General features: G+C 73.3%; 20 protein-coding genes. 12 read left to right on the forward strand and 8 right to left on the reverse strand.

What is annotated here, in order from left to right; all coding sequences use genetic code 11:
* Positions 1-79 precede the first annotated feature (79 nt).
* From ACFYU9_RS10690 to ACFYU9_RS10700, 3 genes are all read left to right on the forward strand, one after another.
* A complete protein-coding gene (locus ACFYU9_RS10690; protein ID WP_389205205.1) occupies positions 80-652 on the forward strand; it encodes an FABP family protein in 573 nt (190 codons plus the stop codon).
* Positions 653-698: 46 nt separating this feature from the next.
* Entirely contained in the window at positions 699-1,151 is a 453-nt protein-coding gene (locus tag ACFYU9_RS10695; protein ID WP_389205204.1) for a Fur family transcriptional regulator, read from the forward strand.
* 106 nt (positions 1,152-1,257) lie between these two features.
* Complete coding sequence (locus tag ACFYU9_RS10700) at positions 1,258-2,223, forward strand: YgfZ/GcvT domain-containing protein (RefSeq protein WP_389205203.1); 966 nt, start codon at positions 1,258-1,260, stop codon at positions 2,221-2,223.
* A gap of 61 nt (positions 2,224-2,284) precedes the next feature.
* Here ACFYU9_RS10700 and dtd read toward each other — a convergent pair whose 3' ends face one another.
* Positions 2,285-2,710 (reverse strand): D-aminoacyl-tRNA deacylase, encoded by a 426-nt coding sequence (gene dtd / locus ACFYU9_RS10705; RefSeq protein ID WP_389205202.1) that lies wholly within the window; start codon positions 2,708-2,710, stop codon positions 2,285-2,287.
* Positions 2,711-2,839: 129 nt separating this feature from the next.
* Between dtd and ACFYU9_RS10710 the strand changes: the two genes are divergently transcribed.
* The 4 genes from ACFYU9_RS10710 (at position 2,840) to ACFYU9_RS10725 (ending at position 7,834) form a co-directional block, all read left to right on the forward strand.
* Complete coding sequence (locus ACFYU9_RS10710) at positions 2,840-3,508, forward strand: ABC transporter substrate-binding protein (RefSeq protein ID WP_389344207.1); 669 nt, start codon at positions 2,840-2,842, stop codon at positions 3,506-3,508.
* A 183-nt stretch (positions 3,509-3,691) separates the two neighbouring features.
* The gene (locus ACFYU9_RS10715) at positions 3,692-4,933 is read left to right on the forward strand and encodes a GNAT family N-acetyltransferase (protein ID WP_389344209.1); all 1,242 of its coding nucleotides are present in this window, start codon (positions 3,692-3,694) and stop codon (positions 4,931-4,933) included.
* A gap of 19 nt (positions 4,934-4,952) precedes the next feature.
* Positions 4,953-5,651, forward strand: coding sequence for a TetR family transcriptional regulator (locus ACFYU9_RS10720; RefSeq protein WP_389205199.1), 699 nt, complete (start codon positions 4,953-4,955; stop codon positions 5,649-5,651).
* Between the two features lie 71 nt (positions 5,652-5,722).
* Positions 5,723-7,834 carry a HelD family protein gene (locus tag ACFYU9_RS10725; protein ID WP_389344211.1) on the forward strand — a complete coding sequence of 704 codons (2,112 nt, stop codon included), beginning with the start codon at positions 5,723-5,725 and terminating at the stop codon, positions 7,832-7,834.
* Positions 7,835-7,913: 79 nt separating this feature from the next.
* On the opposite strand, the gene ACFYU9_RS10730 is transcribed toward ACFYU9_RS10725, so the two are convergent.
* Positions 7,914-9,341: an MFS transporter gene (locus ACFYU9_RS10730; RefSeq protein ID WP_389344213.1), complete on the reverse strand. Its 1,428-nt coding sequence runs from the start codon at positions 9,339-9,341 to the stop codon at positions 7,914-7,916.
* 87 nt (positions 9,342-9,428) lie between these two features.
* Positions 9,429-9,914 (reverse strand): MarR family winged helix-turn-helix transcriptional regulator, encoded by a 486-nt coding sequence (locus ACFYU9_RS10735; protein WP_389344215.1) that lies wholly within the window; start codon positions 9,912-9,914, stop codon positions 9,429-9,431.
* 77 nt (positions 9,915-9,991) lie between these two features.
* On the opposite strand from ACFYU9_RS10735, the gene ACFYU9_RS10740 reads away from it, so the two are divergent.
* Positions 9,992-10,555 (forward strand): HAD domain-containing protein, encoded by a 564-nt coding sequence (locus tag ACFYU9_RS10740; RefSeq protein WP_389344217.1) that lies wholly within the window; start codon positions 9,992-9,994, stop codon positions 10,553-10,555.
* A 14-nt stretch (positions 10,556-10,569) separates the two neighbouring features.
* On the opposite strand, the gene ACFYU9_RS10745 is transcribed toward ACFYU9_RS10740, so the two are convergent.
* Positions 10,570-10,998 (reverse strand): VOC family protein, encoded by a 429-nt coding sequence (locus tag ACFYU9_RS10745; RefSeq protein WP_389205195.1) that lies wholly within the window; start codon positions 10,996-10,998, stop codon positions 10,570-10,572.
* Positions 10,999-11,008: 10 nt separating this feature from the next.
* A complete protein-coding gene (locus tag ACFYU9_RS10750; RefSeq protein ID WP_389205304.1) occupies positions 11,009-11,431 on the reverse strand; it encodes a helix-turn-helix transcriptional regulator in 423 nt (140 codons plus the stop codon).
* A 155-nt stretch (positions 11,432-11,586) separates the two neighbouring features.
* Between ACFYU9_RS10750 and ACFYU9_RS10755 the strand changes: the two genes are divergently transcribed.
* From ACFYU9_RS10755 to ACFYU9_RS10770, 4 genes are all read left to right on the forward strand, one after another.
* A complete protein-coding gene (locus ACFYU9_RS10755; protein WP_389344219.1) occupies positions 11,587-13,950 on the forward strand; it encodes an ATP-binding cassette domain-containing protein in 2,364 nt (787 codons plus the stop codon).
* A gap of 168 nt (positions 13,951-14,118) precedes the next feature.
* Complete coding sequence (locus ACFYU9_RS10760) at positions 14,119-14,496, forward strand: helix-turn-helix domain-containing protein (protein ID WP_389205193.1); 378 nt, start codon at positions 14,119-14,121, stop codon at positions 14,494-14,496.
* 22 nt (positions 14,497-14,518) lie between these two features.
* Entirely contained in the window at positions 14,519-15,097 is a 579-nt protein-coding gene (locus tag ACFYU9_RS10765; protein WP_389344221.1) for a hypothetical protein, read from the forward strand.
* 94 nt (positions 15,098-15,191) lie between these two features.
* Positions 15,192-15,527 carry a DUF2516 family protein gene (locus ACFYU9_RS10770; RefSeq protein ID WP_389205303.1) on the forward strand — a complete coding sequence of 112 codons (336 nt, stop codon included), beginning with the start codon at positions 15,192-15,194 and terminating at the stop codon, positions 15,525-15,527.
* 198 nt (positions 15,528-15,725) lie between these two features.
* Here the strand turns inward: ACFYU9_RS10770 and ACFYU9_RS10775 are convergent, their stop codons facing one another.
* The 3 genes from ACFYU9_RS10775 to ACFYU9_RS10785 form a co-directional block, all read right to left on the reverse strand.
* The gene (locus tag ACFYU9_RS10775) at positions 15,726-16,994 is read right to left on the reverse strand and encodes a PP2C family protein-serine/threonine phosphatase (protein ID WP_389205191.1); all 1,269 of its coding nucleotides are present in this window, start codon (positions 16,992-16,994) and stop codon (positions 15,726-15,728) included.
* A 274-nt stretch (positions 16,995-17,268) separates the two neighbouring features.
* Complete coding sequence (locus ACFYU9_RS10780; protein ID WP_389205190.1) at positions 17,269-18,324, reverse strand: NlpC/P60 family protein; 1,056 nt, start codon at positions 18,322-18,324, stop codon at positions 17,269-17,271.
* A gap of 202 nt (positions 18,325-18,526) precedes the next feature.
* Positions 18,527-19,393 (reverse strand): class I SAM-dependent methyltransferase, encoded by an 867-nt coding sequence (locus ACFYU9_RS10785; RefSeq protein WP_389205189.1) that lies wholly within the window; start codon positions 19,391-19,393, stop codon positions 18,527-18,529.
* Positions 19,394-19,464: the final 71 nt, after the last annotated feature.

The raw sequence follows: 19,464 nt of genomic DNA on the forward strand, positions 1-19,464 counted from the left end.
AAGAAGCTGTACCAGGGCCAGCGCTGAGCCCCACCGCGGCCGATACCCGTCACCGTCACACAGATCGCCTGAGCTGCTCATGATCCAGATCCCGTCCGACCTCAATCCCGGACTCGTCCCGCTCGCGTTCCTGCTCGGCACGTGGGAGGGCGTCGGCGTGTCCGACTTCCCCGGCGCCGAGAAGTGCAACTTCGGCCAGTCGGTGACCTTCAGCCACGACGGCCGCGACTTCATCGAGTACCACTCGCACACGTGGGTGCTGGACGCCGACGGCGAGAAGGTCCGCCCGCTGGAGAGCGAGAGCGGCTACTGGCGCATCGACGCGGACCGCAAGGTCGAGATCGTCATGGTCCGCGACCAGGGCGTCGTCGAGGTCTGGTACGGCGAGCTCGCCGACCAGAAGCCGCAGATCGACATCGTGACGGACGCCGTCGCGCGCACCGGGGCCTCCGGCCCGTACAGCGGTGGCAAGCGCCTCTACGGCTACGTCAAGAGCGACCTCATGTGGGTCGGCGAGAAGGCCACCCCCGAGGTCCCGCTGCGCCCCTACATGTCGGCGCACCTGAAGAAGGTCGTCACGCCGGAGGAGGTCGCGGAGATGGCGCGCAACCTCCCCGACATGCCGGACGACGGCATCGCCTTCTTCAAGTAGGCGACGGACCTGACCGCGGTGCACCACGCCCTCATACACTGGGGGCGTGGTGAGCACCGACTGGAAGAGCGACCTGAGGCAGCGCGGCTACCGGCTGACGCCCCAGCGTCAGCTTGTCCTGGAGGCCGTGGACGCGCTGGAGCACGCGACGCCCGACGACATCCTCGTCGAGGTCCGCAAGACCGCCTCCGGCGTCAACATCTCCACCGTCTACCGGACCCTGGAGCTCCTGGAGGAGCTCGGCCTGGTCAGCCACGCCCACCTGGGCCACGGGGCGCCGACCTACCACCTCGCCGACCGGCACCACCACCTGCACCTGGTCTGCCGGGACTGCTCGGAGGTCATCGAGGCGGACGTGGAGATCGCGGCCGAGTTCACCGGCAAGCTCCGCGAGACCTTCGGCTTCGAGACGGACATGAAGCACTTCGCGATCTTCGGCCAGTGCCGGGACTGCGCGCGGAAGCACGCCGCCGGCGTCGCGGAGCCGGCGCAGGCGTAGGCATCGGGGAGCCGTGGGCACCGGGGAGTCGTGGGCCGCGGGTCGTGGGCTCCGGGGAGTCGTAGGCCCCGGGTCGTAGGCATCGGGGAGTCGTAGGCTTTCCTCCATGAAGAGCCCCCTGCTGTCCCTGCCCGGCGCCGTCCCCGCCGAGGGACGTGACGAAGGCGTCGCCGCCCACTACGGCGACCTGTTCCGCGAGCAGCGGACCCTCGCCGGCGGCACCGGCTTCGTCGACCTGTCGCACCGCGGAGTCGTCGCCGTCACCGGTGACGACCGGCTGTCCTGGTTGCACCTGCTGCTCACCCAGCACGTCAGCGCCCTGCCCGTCGGCCAGGCCACGGACGCGCTGATCCTCTCCGCCAACGGGCACATCGAGCACGCCCTGTACCTCGTGGACGACGGCGAGACGGTGTGGGCGCACGTCGAGCCGGGGACGCAGGCCGAGCTGGTCGGGTACCTGGAGTCGATGAAGTTCTTCTACCGGGTCGAGGTCGCCGACCGCACCGACGACTACGCCGTCGTCCACCTGCCGGCCGGCTCCATCGCCGAGGCGCCCGAGGGCGCGGTCGTCCGGGAGACCGCGCACGGCCGCGATCTGTTCCTGCCGCGCGCGGACCTGGAGGCGTTCGCCGCCTCGCACGGGCCGGCCGCCGGCATCCTCGCGTACGAGGCCCTGCGCGTCGAGCAGCACCGGCCGCGGCTCGGCTTCGAGACCGACCACCGGACCATCCCGCACGAGATCGGCGTCATCGGCAGCGCCGTCCACCTCCAGAAGGGCTGCTACCGCGGCCAGGAGACGGTCGCCCGCGTCCACAACCTGGGCAAGCCGCCGCGCCGCCTGGTCTTCCTGCACCTGGACGGCAGCGAGGTGCACCTGCCGGCGCACGGCGACCCGGTCCGGCTCGCCGCCGACGGGACGGAGGGCCGCCAGCTGGGCTTCGTCACGACCGCGGTGCGCCACCACGAGCTGGGGCCGATCGCCCTCGCGCTCGTGAAGCGGAACGTGCCGGTGGACGCGGAGCTGATCGCGGGCACGACGGCGGCGGCCCAGGAGACGATCGTCGAGCCCTGAGCCGTATGCCCTGAGCCTTATGCCCTGAGCCGTACGCCCCGGACGCTCTGCGCCCGTACGGTCAGACGTCCAGAAGCACCGTGAAGGGGCCGTGATTCGTCAGCGAGACGCGCATGTCCGCTCCGAACCGGCCCGTCTCCACGCGCGCGCCGAGCGCCCGCAGCTGCGCCACGACCTCGTCGACCAGCGGTTCGGCGACCGGGCCGGGCGCGGCGGCGTTCCAGGTGGGGCGGCGGCCCTTGCGGGCGTCCCCGTAGAGCGTGAACTGCGAGATGACCAGCAGCGGCGCGTCCACGTCGGAGCAGGACTTCTCGCCCTCCAGTACCCGGACGGACCAGAGCTTTCTGGCCAATTGCGCGGCCTTCTCCGGCGTGTCGTCGTGGGTCACCCCGACCAGCACGCACAGCCCCTCGCCGACGATCTCGCCGACCGTCTCCCCTGCGACGACGACGCTCGCGCCGTCGACCCTCTGCACCACTGCTCGCATACGGACCAACCTACAGACTGATACGGGCAGGGCCGAACGGGTGCAGACCGCCTGCGTCGGCCGGGGCGCGAGTGGCACCATGCCTGTCAGGCGGTGCGGCCGACCGCACCGGTCGAGGGGACGATTCTCATGAGTGCACCTGGCACCGGGCACACGCCGTCCGGTCCCGTACGCCTGACCCGCGCATCCGGTGGTCCCGGTGGTCCCGGCGGCGGTGTCGACGGCTCCGTCGGGCGGCCGCCCGTGCAGCGGACCGCCGAACCGGACCTGCCGGAGCGGCCGCAACCCGAACTCGGCGCGCTGCGACTGCCCGAGCTGCGGACGCTGCGCCGCGAGGCACAGAGCGACGAGGCCGATCTGAGCTACGTACGGCGGATGCTCCAGGGCCGCATCGACATCCTGCGCGCCGAGGTGGCGCGCCGCAGCGATCCGGCGCCCGCGGGCCCCGAGGCGCCGGCGGGGACGGGGCCGGAGACGCCGGTGCTCGACCGGCTCTCGGAGATCCTCGCGGACGCCCCGTCGCGGCACCGGACGTCGGTGCGGCACGTGACGCTGTCGACGCCGCGCGGCGAGGAGTACCGGCGGCTCGCGGCCGAGATGCTGTCGGAGGTCGAGCTGTCGGACCTGACGGCCCGCACGGACGAGGAACTGCACGCGGCGATGGGACGGCTCGCGGGGTACGAGCAGCAGGTCTCCCGGCGCCGGCACCAGCTCCAGCGGACGGCGGACGACTGCAGCGCGGAGATGGCCCGCCGCTACCGGGAGGGCGAGGCACAGGTCGACGACCTGCTGGCGTAGCCGTGCGGGCGGGCCGCGGCGGCTCGCGTACGTGAGCCGGTGAACGCCCGGACGGGCCGCGGGAACTCGTGCGCGGACGATCCGGACGGGCCGCGGCGGCTCGCGTGCGTGAGCGGGCGAACGACCGGACCGGCCGCGGAAACTCGCGTGCGTGCGCCGTTCCCGCCCGCATAGCCTCGAAGGATGAGCCTTGAGGTGCGCGCCATCGACGAGTCCGAGTTCCGGGAGTGGCTGCTGGCCAAGCGGGCCGGTTTCCTGATGCCGCCGGTGATCAAGGACGAGGACATCGCCGACCGGCGGCCGCACACCGACCTGAACCGCGCCTACGGTGCCTTCGACCGCGGCCGCATCGTCGCCACCTTCCACTCCTTCCCGCAGCGGCTGTCCACGGTCGGGGGCGCGGACCTCGCCGCGGACGCGGTCAGCGCGGTCACCGTCGCCCCGACCCACCGCCGGCGCGGGCTGCTCAGCCGGATGATGGCGGGCGACCTGGCGCGGGCGAAGGAGCGGGGCGACGCGTGCGCGACGCTGATCGCGGCCGAGTACCCGATCTACGGGCGGTTCGGCTTCGGCGTCGCCAGCTGGACCACCGAGTGGGTCGTCGACGTGACGCGCTCCGGCCTCGACCGCCGCACCGGCGAGGTCGAAGGCGGCGGGCGCATCGACCTCTCCGACGGGGCCGAGATCCGCAAGGTGGGCCCGGGACTGCACCGGCGTCTCGCCGCGCAGCGCGCCGGGATCACCGACCGCACGGCGCGCGGCTGGGACATCGGCACCGGCAACTCGTATCCCGTCGAGCCGTGGACCGAGCCGTTCTACGCCGTCTACCGGTCCGCCGCCGGCGAGGCCGAGGGCTATGTCGCGTACACCGCCGACGACAAGTGGAGCGACCAGAAGCAGCCGGCGAACACGGCGAAGGTGCGCGATCTGGTGGCCGTGACGCCGGCCGCGGAGCGCGCGCTGTGGCGGTACGTCTGCTCGGTGGACTGGATCACCCGCGTCCGCACCGGCTACCGCGCCCCCGACGACGTCCTGCCGCTGCTCCTGCCCGATCCGCGCGCCGCGCAGGTCCTCACCCACGCCGACATGCTGTGGCTGCGGATCCTGGACGTGCCGAAGGTGCTCGAACCGCGGACGTACGCGACCGAGGGCGGCCTCGTCCTCGACGTGCGGGACGCGGCCGGCTTCGCGGCCGGGCGCTACCGGCTCGACGCGTCCCCGGAGGGCGGCTCGTGCACGCCGACGACGGCGGCGCCCGATCTGGTCCTGGACGTGGCCGAGTTGGCGACGCTGGCGCTGGGCGACGAGTCGGCGGTGCGGCTCGCGGCGCTCGGCCGGGTCGAGGAGGCCGCGGCCGGGGCGGCGGCGCGGGCGGACCTGCTGCTGCGCACCTCGCGGCGGCCGTGGAGTATGGACGTGTTCTGATCGAGGACGGGCGAAGGGCGTGACCGTGAGCGGGCTGCGGGAGCTGAAGAAGGAGCGGACGCGGCAGACGCTGTCGGACACCGCCGTCGAGCTGTTCCTGGCGCGGGGCTTCGACGCGGTGTCGGTCGCGGAGATCGCGGCGGCGGCGGAGGTGTCGAAGCCGACGCTGTTCCGGTACTTCCCGGCCAAGGAGGACCTGGCGCTGTACCGGTTCGCCGACCACGAGGACGAACCGGCCCGGGTGGTGGCCGCGGCGCGCGCGGCCGGCGTGCCGCCGCTCGACGCGCTGCGCGACCACGTCCTCGCGGGCCTGGAGCGGCGCGACCCGGTGACGGGGCTGAACGACGATCCGCGCGTGCTCGCCTTCCTGCGCCTGCTGTACGGCACGCCCGCCCTGGTCGCCCGGATGTCCGCGTACCAGGGCCGCTCGGAGGAGGCGCTCGCGGCGGCGCTCGGCGGTACGGGCGACGGGGGCCGGGGCGACGAGGGCTCGCGGGGCGGGGGATCGGGCAACCTGGGGAACGAGGGCTCGCGGGGCAGTGGCGACTCGCTGGGCGCGCGGCTCGCGGCGGCGCAGATCGTGGCGGTGCTCCGGGTCCTGGCGCACGAGAACGTACGGCGGGTGGAGGCGGGGGAGCCGGTCGAGGCGGTGCTGCCGGACGCGGTGGCGGCGGCGGAGCTGGCGTTCCGGCGGCTGGCGGAGGGCCTGCCGTACTGATCCCCGGACCCCACCCTGAATGACCGAGTAAAAAACGTTACCGGGTAACGATATCCGGGTAGTCTGGAGGCATGAAGCTCCTCCGGCATGACCTCGACCTGGAACGCGCCCATCACGACGCCTGCCGCGCCGCCCTCATCCGCATGACCGAGGACGTCGAGCAGCAGGTCGTCATAGGCGAGGACACCGCCGCGTCCGGGGCCGACGCCGAGGTCCTCGGCCACCACCTGCGCAGCCGCGCCAAGGTGTTCCGCGAGATGCCGCCGGGCCCGCTGTTCTTCGGCCGGCTCGACCTGGAGGACGGCCAGGTCCACCACATAGGGCGCCGTCGCATCGCCGAGCATCCGGCCGCGCCGCCGCTCGTCGTCGACTGGCGGGCCCCGGTCTCCCGCGCGTACTACCAGGCGGGTCCGCAGGACCCGCAGGGCGTGCTGCGGCGGCGCCGGTTCGGCTGGGCGCCGGGCAGCGTGGGCGCGTCGGAGGACCTGACGGCGCTGGAGGACGAGCAACTGGCGGCGGAGGGGGCAGACGGGAGATCCGGGCCGGGGTTCGGGTCCGGATCGGGGCCCGGGTCGGGGCCGGGAGTCGGGTCCGGATCGGGGGTTGGGTCCGGATCGGGGCCCGGGTCGGGGCCGGGGGTGGAGCCCGGTCCGGTGGGCGCGATCCTCGCCGGGGAGATCGAGCGCCCGCGAGTCGGTCCCATGCGGGACATCGCCGCGACCCTCCAGCCCGAGCAGGACGATCTCGTGCGGGCCGGGCCCGCCGAGTCGATCTGTGTGCAGGGCGCGCCGGGCACCGGCAAGACCGCCGTCGGCCTGCACCGCGCCGCCTTCCTCCTCTACAGCCACCCGCAGCGGCTGCAGCGCTCGGGACTCCTCGTCCTCGGCCCCAACCGCACCTTCCTCTCCTACATCTCCGAGGTGCTGCCCGCGCTCGGCGAGACCGGCGTGCGCCAGTCGACCGTCGCGGAGGAGATCGCCCGGCACGAGGTGCGCGCCGAGGACGGTGCGGCGGCGGCCCGGGTCAAGCACGACGCGCGGATGGCGGAGGTGCTGCGCCGGGCGCTGTACGCGCGGGTGGACCCGGCGCCCGCCGGGGACCTGGCCGTGAAGGACGACTCGTACCGATGGCGGGTGCCGGCCCATGAGCTGGCCGGGATCGTCGCGGCCGTACGGGAGGAGGCCCCGCCCTACGCGACCGGCCGCGAGCGGGTCCGGGCCCGGATCGTGCGCGCGCTGCGGCTGCGCGCGGAGCGGCGGGCCGGGGTGCTCGGCGCCGCCTGGGTGCGCCGGATCGAGCGGGCGCGGCCGGTGTCGGCGTGCGTGGACGCCTGCTGGCCCAAGGTCACTCCGGAGGAGGTGCTCGCCGAGGTGCTGACCGAGCCGGCCGATCCGCTCCTGGACGCGGGGGAGCGGGCGGCGATCCGCTGGGCGAAGCCCCCGCGCTCGTACCGCAGCGCCCGCTGGACCGCCGCCGACCTCGTCCTCCTCGACGAACTCGCCGGACTGATCGAGCGCCCCGAGAGCTACGGGCATGTGGTCGTCGACGAGGCCCAGGATCTGTCGCCCATGGAGTGCCGGGCCATCGCCCGCCGCGCCGGCTTCGGTTCGCTCACCGTCCTCGGCGACCTCGCGCAGGGCACCACGCCGTGGGCCGCCCGCGACTGGCGCGAGCAACTGGCCCACCTGGGCAAGCCCGATGCCGCCCTGGTGCCGCTCACCACCGGGTACCGGGTACCGGCCGCCGTCGTCGAGCTCGCCAACCGGCTCCTGCCCGAGCTGGGCGCGGGCGTGCCGGCCGGGCGGTCGCTGCGGGCGGGCGGGGCCGTGACCGTGCGTCAGGCACGCGACGCGGAGCACGGGTTGGGGCAGGCGGTGGCCGAGGCGGTGGAGGAGGCGCTGAAGGAGGAGGGTTCGGTGGGCGTGATCGCGGCGGACGGGGCGGTGGCCGGGCTGGCGGCGTGCGGCTTCGGGGAGCGGGTCTCCGTCGTCCCGGCGTCGCTCGCCAAGGGCCTGGAGTACGACCACGTGGTGGTCGTCGAGCCCGCCGCGATCGTGGCGGCCGAGCCGCGCGGGCTGCACCGGCTGTACGTGGCGCTCACGCGGGCGGTGTCGCGGCTGGACCTGGTGCACCGGGAGCCGTTGCCGGAGGCGTTGGGGCGGACGGGCCGTATATCCGGGTGAGTTCGGCGGCGGTGACGGGGGCTGTCGTGCGGGCCCCTGGTCTGGCGGAAGAGCAGAGCGGCGACGGGTCGGTCGGCTCTCACACGGCCATTGTCAGCTCCTGCGGGGCGGCCGGGGCGGACTTGTCGGTACGCAGGAGGAGGAAGGCGACGGCGAAGGCGGCGACGATCAGGGCGGCGCCGGTGGCGAAGGCGAGGTGGTAGCCGGAGGTGAGCGCTTCGGCGACGGGCCGGCCGGCGGCGGTGAGGCTCTCGGTGCGGGCGTTGGCCAGCGTGGACAGGACGGCGACGCCGACGGCCATGCCGATCTGCTGGGTCGTGTTGAACAGGCCCGAGGCGAGGCCCGCGTCCTCTTCGCTCGCACCGGACATGCCGAGCCCGGTGAGCGCGGGCAGCGCGAGTCCGAAGCCGGCGGCGAGGAGCATCACCGGCAGCAGGTCGACGGCGTAGGAGGCGTGGACGGGCACGCGGGTCAGCAGGCCGAGCACGCCGAAGAGCAGGACGAGGCCGGTGAGCAGGACGTTGCGCTCGCCGAAGCGGGTGATGAGGCGGGCGGCGAGGCCGAGCGAGACGGTGCCGACGACGGCGGCGGCGGGCAGCATCGCGAGTCCGGTCTCGGCGGCGCCGTAGCCCTGGACCTTCTGGAGGTAGAGGGCGACGAGGATCTGGAAGGAGAAGAGGGCGGCGACCATCAGCATCTGCACGAGGTTGGCGCCGGCGACGGCACGGGAGCGCAGGATCCGCAGCGGCATCAGGGGCCGGGCGGCGGTGGCCTGGCGGACGAGGAATCCGGCGAGGAGGGCGAGCGCGAGGGCGCCCAGGCCGAGGGTGCGGGCCGAAGTGGCGCCGTACTCCTGGATCTTGACGACGGTGTAGATGCCGGTGGTCAGGCCTGAGGTGACGAGCAGCGCGCCGAGGACGTCGGCGCCGCCCCGGATGGCCCTGGCGGGGTCCTTGGGGAGGGTGGGCAGCGCGAGGAGGAGGGCGGCGGCGCCGATGGGGAGGTTGATGAAGAAGATCCAGTTCCAGGCGAGGGCGTCGGTGAGCAGCCCGCCGGCGACCTGCCCGATGGACGCGCCGGCGGCGCCGGTGAAGCCGAACACGGCGAAGGCGCGGGCGCGTTCGCGGGGTTCGGGGAAGAGCGTCACGAGGATGCCGAGGCTGACGGCGGAGGCCATGGCGCTGCCGACGCCCTGGAGGAAGCGGGCGGCGATGAGGACGCCCGGGCCGGCGGCGGCGCCGGCGAGGAGGGAGGCGGCGGTGAAGAGTCCGGTGCCGGCGAGGAACATCCGCTTGCGCCCGAAGAGGTCGCCGAGGCGGCCGGAGAGGAGGAGCAGGGCGCCGAAGGCGATGAGGTAGGCGTTGACGACCCAGCTGAGGCCGCCGGGCGTGAAGCCGAGGTCGGCCTGGATGGCGGGCATGGCGACGGTGACGATGCTGCCGTCGAGGACGGTCATGAGGAGGGAGGTGGCGAGGACGGCGAGGGCGGTCCAGCGGGAGGTGCGCATGGCGGGGTCTCCTGTCGGTGTGGCGACAGGAAGAACGCTAACAGATAGTTTTGTTGTAGACCATCTATCTCGGAACGAGCTCTGGTCTCAGCTCTTCTGGCGTGCCCGGCGAGCGGTGCGCGGCCCCTCGACGGCGGTCTCCAGGTGCCCCGTCACCAGCCGGTTCAGCGCCCGCACCAGCACCTCGCGCTCCTCCTCGGGCAGCGCCCCGAGCGCCGCCTGGTGCACCTCGTCCACGATCCGCTGACTCCGCGCCGCGACCTTCGCCCCCTCCTCGGTCACCGCGATGATCCGCGCCCGCCGGTCCGCGCTCGACGCCCGCCGCTCCGCCAGTCCCGCCTTCTCCAGCGCGTCCACGGTCACGACCATCGTCGTCTTGTCCATGTCCCCGATCTCGGCGAGCTGCGCCTGCGTCCGCTCCTCCTCCAGCGCGTGCACCAGCACGCAGTGCATCCGCGCCGTCAGCCCGATCTCCCCGAGCCGGGCGGCCATCTGGCTGCGCAGGACATGACTGGAGTGGTCGAGGAGGTAGGAGAGGTCGGGCTCGGTGCGGGTGGGCGCCATGGCAGTCATACGGCCAGGGTAACGAGAACCGTTTTGTCGCGGATTATCGACGAGCGTACGAGTGGGTCGCGTGGCAGGCTGGCCGCATGCGGCCCCTGCTCTTCCTCGACGTGGACGGCCCCCTCATCCCCTTCGGCGCCCCGGCCCCGTACCCCTCCTACGCCCCCGCCCCGCCCCCGGACGCCCGCCCCCTCCTCTCCCCCCTCGCCCCGGCCCACGGCCCGCGCCTCGCCGCCCTCGGCTGCGAACTGGTCTGGGCGACCACATGGGGCCACGACGCCAACGAGCTGCTCGCGCCGCGGCTCGGGCTGCGGCCGCTGCCGGTGGTCGACTGGCCGGACGACGACCCCGCCGACGCGGCCGCGGGACTCCACTGGAAGACCCGCGCCCTGTCCGTCTGGGCGGGCGGCCGCCCGTACGTCTGGCTCGACGACGAGATCACCGGCCCCGACCGCGCCTGGACGGCCGCCCATCACCCGGCGCCGGCGCTCCTGCACCGGGTGGATCCGCGCACGGGCCTCGGGGAGGGCGACTACGCCGCCGTCGCGGCCTGGGTGGCCCGGCTCGCGGCCGGGCCGGGAGTGCCGGCCGGGCCGGGAACGGCGGCCGGGCCGGGAGTGGCGGCGGGGGCTGGGGCCGACCTGTCCTGAGCCGCCGGACAGTCCTAGGCGCGCGGCTGGTTGAAGCGGAGCATGTTGCCGGCCGGGTCGCGGAAGGCGCAGTCGCGGACGCCGTAGGGCTGGTCCATGGGCTCCTGGAGGACCTCGCCGCCCGCCTCGCGGATGCGCTCGAAGGTGGCGTCGACGTCGTCCGTGCGGAAGATGACGCCGCGCAGCATGCCCTTGGCGAGGAGTTCGGCGGCGGCCTGGCGGTCGGCGGCCGGGGCGTTGGGGTCGGCGAGCGGGGGCTCCAGGACGATCTCGACGTCCGGCTGGGTGGGCGAGCCGACGGTGACCCAGCGCATGCCCTCGAAGGAGACGTCGTTGCGGACCTCGAGGCCGAGCGCGTCGCGGTAGAAGGCGAGCGCCTTGTCGTGGTCGTCGACGGCGATGAAGCACTGGGACAGGTTGATGGTGGTGGCGTTGGTGTTCATGGCACCGACGTTAGGAGTCCGCGGGGCTTTCCGCTTCTCCGTTCCTGACCGCTTCCGGATTCGGTTCCGGGTCCGGCCGGCGCGGTGCGCGCGTCGGGCGCGTCAGGAACTTCGCCACGCACGCCGGAATCGGCTCCCCCGCCTCGTGGTTCCGCGCCCGGTACGCGCTCGGGCTCTCCCCGACCAGCTCCGTGAAGCGCGTGCTGAACGACCCCAGCGACGTACACCCGACCGCGAAGCACACCTCCGTCACGCTCAGGTCGCCGCGCCGCAGCAGTGCCTTCGCCCGCTCGACCCGCCGGGTCATGAGATAGCTGTAGGGCGTCTCCCCGTACGCGGCCCGGAAGCTGCGCTGGAAGTGCCCGGCCGACATCAGCGCGGCCCGCGCGAGCGCCGGCACGTCGAGCGGCTCCGCGTAGTCGCGGTCGATCATGTCCCGCGCGCGGCGCAGTCTCACCAGGTCGTCCAGCGTCGGCGTCACGCCTCCACCCTACGTACCGCGCGCCCCGGGGCCGGTCAGGAATCGAGAAGCAGCGGCGCCCCGCCCCGCCTAGCCTGGCTGCTGCGAGCCACCACCGAGGAGACACGATGAGCAAGCCGTCGCACGCCGCCGACAGCCACGACATGATCCGCGTGCACGGCGCGCGCGAGAACAACCTCAAGGACGTCAGCATCGAGCTGCCGAAGCGGCGGCTCACCGTCTTCACCGGTGTCTCCGGCTCCGGCAAGAGCTCCCTCGTCTTCGACACGATCGCCGCCGAGTCGCAGCGGCTGATCAACGAGACGTACAGCGCCTTCGTCCAGGGCTTCATGCCCTCCCTCGGCCGTCCCGAGGTCGACGTCCTCGACGGTCTGACCACCGCGATCACCGTCGACCAGCAGCGGATGGGCGGCGACCCGCGCTCCACGGTCGGCACCGCCACCGACGCCAACGCCATGCTGCGGATCCTCTTCAGCCGGCTCGGCACGCCGCACATCGGCGGCCCGAAGGCGTTCTCCTTCAACGTCGCCTCCATCAGCGGCGCCGGTGCCGTCTCCGTCGAGAAGGGCGGCAGGACGGTCAAGGAGCGGCGCAGCTTCAGCATCACCGGCGGCATGTGCCCGCGCTGCGAGGGCCGCGGGGCGGTCTCCGACATCGACCTCACCGCGCTGTACGACGACACGAAGTCGCTCGCCGAGGGCGCCCTGACGATCCCCGGCTACAGCATGGACGGCTGGTTCGGCCGGATCTTCTCCGGCAGCGGCTTCTTCGACATGGACAAGCCGATCCGCCGCTACACCAAGCGCGAGCTGAACGACCTCCTCCACCGCGAGCCGACCAAGATCAAGGTCGAGGGCATCAACCTCACCTACGAGGGCCTGATCCCCAAGCTGCAGAAGTCGATGCTGTCCAAGGACATCGACTCCCTCCAGCCGCACATCCGCGCCTTCGTCGAGCGCGCGGTCACCTTCGCCGTCTGCCCCGACTGCGCGGGCACCCGGCTCAACGAGGGCGCGCGCTCCTCGAAGATCGGCGGGAAGAGCATCGCGGACGCGTGCGCGATGCAGATCAGCGACCTCGCGGAGTGGGTGCGCGGCATCGAGGACGCCTCGGTGGCGCCGCTGCTCGCGACGCTCCAGCAGACGCTCGACTCGTTCGTGGAGATCGGCCTCGGCTATCTCGCGCTCGACCGCCCGTCCGGCACCCTCTCCGGCGGCGAGGCACAGCGCGTGAAGATGATCCGGCACCTCGGCTCGTCGCTCACCGACGTCACGTACGTCTTCGACGAGCCGACCACCGGGCTGCACCCGCACGACATCCAGCGCATGAACAAGCTGCTCCTGCGGCTGCGCGACAAGGGCAACACGGTCCTCGTCGTCGAGCACAAGCCGGAGACCATCGCGATCGCCGACCATGTCGTCGACCTCGGGCCCGGCGCGGGCGCGGCGGGCGGCAGCGTCTGCTTCGAGGGCACGGTGGCCGCGCTGCGCGACAGCGACACGGTCACCGGGCGCCACTTCGGCGACCGGGCGGCGATCAAGGACTCCGTACGGAAGCCGACGGGCGTCCTCGAAGTGCGCGGCGCGAGCGCGAACAACCTGCGCGACGTCGACGTCGACATCCCGCTCGGCGTGCTCGCCGTCGTCACCGGCGTCGCCGGCTCCGGCAAGAGCTCGCTGGTGCACGGTTCGATCCCGGCCGGCGCGGGCGTGGTGTCGGTCGACCAGGGCGGGATCCGCGGCTCGCGGCGCTCCAACCCGGCGACGTACACCGGTCTCCTCGACCCGATCCGCAAGGCGTTCGCCAAGGCCAACGGCGTGAAGCCGGCGCTGTTCAGCGCCAACTCCGAGGGCGCCTGCCCGACCTGCAACGGCGCCGGCGTCGTCTACACCGACCTGGCGATGATGGCCGGGGTGTCCACGGTGTGCGAGGAGTGCGAGGGCAGGCGCTTCCAGGCGTCCGTCCTCGAGTACCACTTCGGCGGCCGGAACATCGCCGAGGTCCTCGCGATGTCCGTCCAGGAGGCGGAACGCTTCTTCGGTGCCGGCGACGCCCGCACTCCGGCCGCCCACCGCATCCTGGAGCGCCTCGCCGACGTCGGCCTCGGCTATCTCAGCCTCGGCCAGCCGCTCACCACGCTCTCCGGCGGCGAGCGCCAGCGCCTCAAGCTGGCCACCCACATGGGTGACAAGGGCGGCGTCTACGTCCTCGACGAGCCGACCGCCGGCCTCCACCTCGCCGACGTCGAGCAGCTCCTCGGCCTCCTCGACCGGCTCGTCGACGCCGGCAAGTCCGTCATCGTCGTCGAACACCACCAGGCCGTCATGGCCCACGCCGACTGGATCATCGACCTCGGCCCCGGCGCCGGCCACGACGGCGGCCGCGTCGTCTTCGAGGGCACCCCGGCGGAGCTGGTCGCGGCCCGCTCGACGCTGACGGGGGAGCACCTGGCGGCGTACGTGGGCGCGTGAGGTCGGGCGCGTGAGGGTGCGGTGCGTGAGGTCGGGTGCGTGAGGTCCCGTGCGCGGGGTCGGGCGCGCGGGGACGCGGCGGGGGCAGCGGAAGTTGAGGGCGACACGTAACAGAACTATTGCAAGCGCCTGCTTGCAATAGTTAGCGCGGGCTGGCAGGGTCGAGGCATGGCATCGCTCAACGTCGGCAATCTCGGTGAGTACCTGCGCGAACAGCGGCGCACCGCGCAGCTGTCCCTGCGGCAGCTCGCCGAGGCCGCGGGGGTGTCGAATCCGTATCTGAGTCAGATCGAGCGCGGGCTGCGCAAGCCCAGCGCGGAGGTGCTCCAGCAGGTCGCCAAGGCCCTGCGGATCTCCGCCGAGACGCTGTACGTGCGCGCCGGGATCCTCGACGAGAAGGAGCGGGACGAGCTGGAGACGCGCGCCGTCATCCTGGCCGATCCCTCGATCAACGAGCGGCAGAAGCAGGTGCTGCTCCAGATCTACGACTCCTTCCGCAAGGAGAACGCAGCGGAGAACGCTGCCGGGCAGCCCACCGACAGGTAGAACTACCGGGAGGACCACGACCATGGCCATCATCGACGAACTCCGTACCCCCCTCTACTTCGCCGCCGGCACCGCCGACCTCGCCGTGCAGCAGGCCAAGAAGGTGCCCGGGCTGATCGAGCAGCTCGCCGCCGAGGCGCCCGCCCGGATCGAGGCCGTGAAGAAGACGGACCCGAAGGCGGTGCAGGAGAAGGCGCAGGCGAAGTTCGTCGAGTTCGTGGGCGGCATCGACACCGACCTGAAGAAGCTGGGCGAGCAGGCCCAGGACCTGGCGCTGCGCGGCGTCGGCGTCGCCGCGGAGTACGCGGTGAAGGCGCGCGAGAAGTACGAGGAGCTCGCCGCCCACGGCGAGGAGGCCGTCAAGGCGTGGCGGGGCGAGGCAGCCGAGGAGCTCGCCGAGATCACCGTCGTCGTCGACCCCCAGCCCGAGTCGGAGGCCGGGACGGCGAAGACCGGGACCGCGAAGACCGGGACCGCGGAGGCCCGGATCGTCGAGCAGCCGGAGGCCGGTGCCGACGAGGCGGCGTCCAAGCCCGCCGCCCGCCGGACCGCCCGCAAGGCGCCCGCCAAGAAGGCCGTCGCCGCCGAAAGCGGCGAGTAGTCCCCGGTCCGGGCACCAAACCCGGTGTCCGGAACGTTGTAACGGGTACCTTGGCCGCGAGGCGCTCCACCCACACACCTAGGCGGTGCACAGCATGTTGGCGAACGGCTTCGACTCGATCCTCAATCTGGTGACCTTCCTGGTCTTCACCGGCTTCGCCGTCGCCGCGTTCGTCTTCGCAGCCATGGGCCGCGAGGACGCCTATCGCGCCGCCGACAAGCAGACCAAGAAGTTCTGGCTGATCCTGCTTGGGATCAACCTGATCCTCAATCTGCTGCTGCCGATGCTGTTCCTGCAGATCGCCGGGCTCATCGCCGCCATCGTCTTCATGGTCGACGTGCGGCCGGCCCTGCGGCGCGTCTCCGGCGGCGGCCGGCGCGGCGGCTCCAGCAGCGACGGACCGTACGGCCCCTACAACGGCGGCCGGTAGCCGTCACGGCGCGCAGGGCCCGGGGTCACCGACCCCGGGCCCTGCCGCGTTCCGGGGCCGGGGCGACGACCAGGACCGGGCCGGAGCCGGAGCCGGAGGAGCCGGAGCCGTTCCCGGGCCAGGGGCCAGGGGCCAGGGGCCAGGGCCAGGTCCGGGCCCGCGGCCGCTCCAGGGCCGGACCGGGAGCCAGCCGGCCCCTCACTCCACCCCGCGCTCCAGTGCCAGCACCGCGACGTCGTCCGTCAGCTCGCCGCCGTTCAGCTCGCGCACCTCGGTGACCGCCGCGTCGAGCAGTTCCTCGCCGCGCAGTCCCGCCGCCAGCTGCCGGTTGATCATCTCGACCATGCCGTCCTGGCCGAGCCGCGGTGAGCCCGGGCCCGCCGAGCGGCCCTCGATCAGGCCGTCGGTGTACATCAGCAGGCTCCAGCTCGCGCCCAGCTCCACCTGCCGGCGCGGCCAGCGCGCGCGGGGCAGCAGGCCGAGGGCCGGGCCCCCGTCCTCGTACGGCAGGAGGCGGGCGGACAGGCCGTGGCGGGCGATCAGCGGCGCGGGGTGGCCGGCCAGGGAGAGGCCGGCCCGGCGGCCGTCGGGCGCGATGTCGACCGTGCAGAGGGTCGCGAAGATCTCGTCGCTCTCCCGCTCGTGCTCCAGGACCTGCTGGAGGGTGGAGAGCAGTTCGTCGCCGCACAGGCCCGCGAAGGTCAGCGCCCGCCAGGCGATCCGCAGCTCCACGCCGAGCGCGGCCTCGTCCGGGCCGTGGCCGCAGACGTCGCCGATCATGGCGTGGACGGTGCCGTCGGGGGTGCGGACGGTGTCGTAGAAGTCGCCGCCGAGCAGCGCGCGGGAGCGGCCGGGCCGGTAGCGGGCGGCGAAGCGCAGCTCGGAGCCCTCCAGGAGCGGGGTCGGCAGCAGACCGCGCTCCAGGCGGGCGTTCTCCTGGGCGCGCAGCCGGGACTCGGCGAGCTTGACCTGCACGGCGTCGGCGCGCTTGCGCTCGACCGCGTACCGGATGGCCCGGCTGAGCAGCCGGCCGTCGAGCTCCTCGCGGAAGAGGTGGTCCTGCGCGCCGACCCGTACCGCCTCGGCCGCGAGCTCCGCGTCCGCGGAGGCGGCGAGGGCGAGGACGGCGTGGCGCGGCGCGAGCCGCAGGATGTGGCGGAGCGGCGCGAGCGGGTCGTCCTCCGCGCCGCGGGGTGCGGGCAGGGCGAGGTCGACCAGGACGCAGTGCACGTCGTCGGTGAGCAGCCGCTCGGCCTCGGTGAGGTTGCGGGCGGTGCGGACGCGGAGCCGGGGGCCGGCCCCGCCGAGCATGTCGGGTACGACGAGCGCGCCCGCCGGGTCGTCCTCGACGACGAGGAGCGTGAGGTCGGTGACGGTGCCACCGGTGCCGGCGGTCGTGGCGGTGGTGCCGGTCGTTCCGGGTGCCGCGGGAGAATCGATTCTCTGGCGCGGTACGGGTACGGGCATCGGTCTGGTTTCCTTCCCTCCCCCCGAGGGCCGGGGACCGACCATAGCGGGCCCGTGCGCCGATGCGGAATGGCGATCACGCGGCGGGCCGCGGGAACGCGCTGGCATATGCCGCGGATGGGGAGGTAGTCATCGCCCCGACTGCCCCCGGGGCGATGACAAAGCTCACTCCAGGGGCGGCGGAGGACGCTGCCGGCCCCGTGCCCCGTATGCCCGGTGTGCCCGGTGTCCCCGGTGTCCCCGGCCTTGCGCGGTGTGCGCGGTGTGCGCGGCGTCACTCCGGGCGGACGACGCCCAGGATCTCCATCGAGCCCGCGCCCGTGATGGTCACGTTCCGCCCGGGGCGCGGCGCGTGCACGATCGCCCCGTTCCCCACGTACATCCCGATGTGACTGGCGTCCTTGAAGTAGACGATCAGGTCGCCGGGGCGCATGTCCTTGATGTCCACGTGCTTGAGCAGCCGCCACTGCTCCTGCGAGGTGCGCGGGATGGTCAGGCCGGCCGCGCCCCAGGAGGTCTGGGTCAGCCCCGAGCAGTCGTACGAGCCGGGGCCCTCGGCGCCCCACACGTACGGCTTGCCGATCTGCGCGGTGGCGAACTCCACGGCCCGCTTGCCGGCCGGGGTCGCCTGCTCGTTCAGGTCCTTGAGGATGCCCGAGCCGAGCCACTTGGTCTGCGCCCGGTACTGCGCCTGCTGCTCCAGGGCGAGCAGCCGGGCGCGCTCCTCGGCGGCGAGCCGGGACTCGATCAGCTTCGCCGCGTCGATCTTGTCGTTGATCTCCTTCTTCGCCTGGGCCTGCTTGACCCGGTTGGCCTCCAGCTTGGTCCAGTTGTCGCTGGCGTCCTTGGCGTAGGTGGTCAACTCGCCCTGGGTGCGGTCCAGTTCGTCGAGCAGGTCGGCGGTGGCCTTCTGGCCCTCCTTGAGCCGGCCCGCGTTGTCGAGGAAGAGCTGGGGGTCGTTGGTGAGGACGAGCTGGGCGCCCTCCGGCAGACCGCCGTTGCGGTACTGGGCCCGGGCCGTCGCGCCCGCCCGGGCCTTGAGGTCCGCGATCTTCTGCTGGCCGGCCACGATCATCCGGGCCAGCTGCACGATCTCGGCGGACTGCGCCTTGCTCTTCTCCTCGGCGAGGTTGTACGCGTCGGTGGCGACGGCGGCCTGCCGGTAGAGCTCGTCGATCTCCTCGCGGACCTCTTCGAGGGTCTTCTGCGGCTGCTTCGGCGGCGGGGGGAGCGGGGCGGCGGCGGCCTGGAGGGTGAGCGCCGGCGAGGCGAGCACCGTCAGGGCGCAGACCACGGTGAGCGTGGCGATGGCGTGGCGGCGTCGGTTCACTGGCTCCCCCTCAAGCGACCTGCGTGGATGCTTCTGATTTACCGTCAGTAACTTGGTCGTGACCTTGGCGATAGTGCCATGCGCAACCGGAAAACAACAGGGGAAAGCCGGGCCTGTCGGGTCACTTCCCCCTAGTGGGGACGAGCGTTGCTCCTGTTGCGTTCCCCGGACGGCCGGAAGTCGGGGTGAAGTCGGCGGAAAGTCAGGGGGAGTTCGGTGCCAGCGCCTCCCACCGCACCGTCACCTCGCCCTGCCGCCACCGCCGCGGGCCGTCCGTCAGCGGCCAGTCGGCCGCCAGATCGCGTACGGCGCGGATCCAGCGCTGCCGGGCGCCCAGCGACGCGAACGGGGCCGCCGCCGCCCACGCCCGGTCGAAGTCCCGCAGGAACGCGTGCACCGGCTCGCCCGGCACGTTCCGGTGGATCAGCGCCTTCGGCAGCCGCTCGGCCAGGTCGGACGGCCGGTCGAGCGAGCCCAGCCGGGTCGCGAAGGTCACCGTCCGCGGCCCCGAGCGGTCGAGCGCCACCCACACGTGCCGCCGGCCGATCTCGTCGCAGGTCCCCTCCACGAGCAGCCCCTCGGGCGCGAGGCGCGCGCACAGCCGCTCCCAGACGGCCGCGACCTGCTCCTCGTCGTACTGCCGCAGCACGTTCGCGGCCCGGATCAGCGCGATCCCGCCGGGCACCGGCACCTCGAAGCCGCCGTGCCGGAACTCCAGGCCCTCGCGCTCGTACGGCTTCGCGGCGGCGACCCGGGCCGGCTCGATCTCGATGCCGTAGAGCAGGGTGCGGGGGTCGGCGGTGCGCAGCCGGGCCAGCAGCTCGACGGCGGTCCAGGGCGCGGCGCCGTAACCGAGGTCGACGGCGACGGGCGGCGCGTCCGAGCGGCGCAGGGCCGGGCCGTGCACGGCGGCGATCCAGCGGTCCTGGCGGCGCAGCCGGTTGGGGTTGGTGGTCCCGCGGGTGACCGTGCCGACGAGCGAAGCGACATGGGGGTGCCCCCAGGCGGAGCTCTGGGGGAGGGCGCCGGTGGGGCGGGTGCCCGACGGGCCGGTGGTGCGGGATGCCATGAAACGAGCGTAAAGGGTGGTGGACACGCGGCTGACCTCGCAACGAATTGGCAAAGCGGCCGCGACGCGGG

It is taken from the genome of Streptomyces sp. NPDC004327 (genome assembly GCF_042873935.1).
Taxonomy (GTDB): domain Bacteria; phylum Actinomycetota; class Actinomycetes; order Streptomycetales; family Streptomycetaceae; genus Streptomyces.